Here is a 2127-nt window from a genome sequence, read left to right as displayed (position 1 = left end):
CCTATGAGTTGGGCAGATTTTGCGCAAGATGCTCTGCAAACTCGTAGTTCTGGGCGAGCTTTAGCCACCGCTGTTCAGAATCGAGAAGATTCTTCCGCCGCTTGGGGTCCGTTTCGACCTTTGCCTGCCGTCGTAGCGACGCGAAATTTTGGTCACATTCAAATTTGAGCTTATGCCGATAGATCCTCCGGCGCAGTCTCTGCTGCACGCAAGAACCACGTCTCTGCTAGCGGACTTCAACGAACCCGGAAATCAAACCGGCTTGGGCTTGATAACTACCGAGAGCTGCTCAAACACGCCCGGAAAATAGGAAACATTCTGGAACGGAGTCTTGCCGATCGCGTCAGCAAGCTTCCGGCCTTGCGCTTTGTCCCTGCCGAAAATGACAATCCGTGTATTAAAATCGTTTCTCGGCATCGGCACCTTTTCGAAGCCGCCGGTAGCCACCGCATCGGCCGGCACATTGTGGGCGCCCGGTAGCGTGCCCTGTGCAAACTCCTCCGCCGACCTCGCGTCGAAATAGACCACCGTCTGGTCAACGCCGAAAATCCGCACGATACCTTCCAGTTCGATTTCCACCGGTCCACCGAGCGCCCGCCAGACCGGAATACCGAGCTGATACCGCCGTACGCTGGTGAATCCAGCCTCCGCCAGGTGAGCGCTGAGCTGGCGCCCCGCCTTGCAGTACTGCCCGTTGCAATAGATCACCAACGATTGGCTCTTATCGCCTTGCACCAGCCGTTCGACCGCAGCAACATACTCCGATGGCGGCGCGCCGGGTGCAGGTGCGACATTGCGGGCACCGGCGATATGCCCGGCTGCATATTCCGCACGCTTGCGGGAATCGAGCACGATGGCGCTGCCGTCGGCCAGGATACGTCGGACATCCTCAGTGCTAACCTGAGGAGTTTTCTGGTCAGGTTCAGCCAGTGTCGCTTGGTACACGTCTGTCTGCGATATCGCCAGATCGGTCACGGATATCGTCATGTCTGCCGTCGCGATGCCACTCGCGCCTCCCAATTATTCAAACGGTAGCGTAACATGATACTTCAGTCATCGGTGCGGATCATTCGCGTTATTGCCGCGCTGTCTTCGATGGCTCGCCTCTTTCCGCGAAGATGCCAAGCACATCGCAGTCTAATTTATGTCGCAAGACTGCGTACCAACATGTAGATCGCCACTGCGAATATGACCGCTGCGAACACGATGTTGAGTGCTCCACGTTTGCTTGCGAGCCGCGTCGCAAGGCTGCCGCCGAGAAGACCTCCGAGCACGCCTCCGGCGATGAATACTCCCGCAAGAGGCCAGTCGACCAGTCCAGAGAATGCGTAGCTCCCCGCCGTCGTCAGACCGAACGCGGTCACGGCAACCAGCGACGAGCTCACGGCATGGAGGATCGGCATTCCGGTCGCAAGCATGAGTGCTGGTACGATCAGGAACCCGCCGCCAATTCCGAAAAAGCCGGACAACGTTCCAGTCGCCAAGCCGAGACCAGCAAGCGCCCGCAGGTTTTCGCGATTTAGGCGAACGGCATGATTGCCGCCTCCCGAACGCCCCCTGAGCATCAGCGCCCCGACAACCAGCATGAGGACCGCAAAGAGAGCCAACAGCTTCTGGCCATCAATCATCTTGCCGAAAATGGAGCCCAGAAAGGCGCCGGCAATGCCTGCAGCGGCGAAGACCAGCGCACACAGCCATTTCACGTTGCCTCTGCGAGCGTGGCCGGCCAAATTCGCAGCTGCGTTGGCAGCGACCGCGACGGCACTCGTCCCTATCGCGATATGCGGGCTCGGAACGCCGACAAGATAGACCATCAGCGGTACTGCTAGGATTGAACCACCGCCACCAACGAGGCCAAGCGAGAAGCCCACCAAAGTACCGGAAGCGACCCCCAGCACGCCTTGCATGAGCGAAATCATGGTCAAGGCTCCTAGCGCTGGGCTAATCGCACGATAGTCGTGTCAGGCAACTTGTGAATGGAAAGCATCGCGATTCCAGGGCGCCCGCATTAACAGCCGCGCCATTCCACAGAATCCGGTCAGCCCCGCCAATAGAAGCCCGGCCCCCACGAACCCGGGCACAATGAAAAACCAGGGCGTCGCCAACGTGCCAAGAAGCGTCCCGGCC

3 protein-coding genes are annotated in these 2127 nt (G+C 59.1%); all 3 read right to left on the bottom strand.

Translation table 11 applies throughout. The features are described from left to right. Positions 1–252: 252 nt before the first annotated feature. The 3 genes from WB528_RS28495 to WB528_RS28485 all read right to left on the bottom strand — a co-directional run bounded on the left by WB528_RS28495 (position 253) and on the right by WB528_RS28485 (position 2105). Positions 253–975 carry a rhodanese-like domain-containing protein gene (locus WB528_RS28495; protein WP_423892827.1) on the bottom strand — a complete coding sequence of 241 codons (723 nt, stop codon included), beginning with the start codon at positions 973–975 and terminating at the stop codon, positions 253–255. Between the two features lie 167 nt (positions 976–1142). Continuing rightward, positions 1143–1919: a sulfite exporter TauE/SafE family protein gene (locus tag WB528_RS28490; protein WP_423892825.1), complete on the bottom strand. Its 777-nt coding sequence runs from the start codon at positions 1917–1919 to the stop codon at positions 1143–1145. 42 nt (positions 1920–1961) lie between these two features. Then, positions 1962–2105 (bottom strand): YgaP-like transmembrane domain, encoded by a 144-nt coding sequence (locus WB528_RS28485; RefSeq protein WP_423892829.1) that lies wholly within the window; start codon positions 2103–2105, stop codon positions 1962–1964. Between the last annotated feature and the right edge of the window lie 22 nt (positions 2106–2127).

Origin of the sequence: Bradyrhizobium sp., assembly GCF_049586575.1 — a bacterium.
In the GTDB taxonomy this organism is placed as follows: Bacteria; Pseudomonadota; Alphaproteobacteria; order Rhizobiales; family Xanthobacteraceae; genus Bradyrhizobium.
The sequence above is the reverse complement of the archived record's forward strand: the minus strand, read 5'-3'. Positions and strand labels throughout refer to the sequence as shown.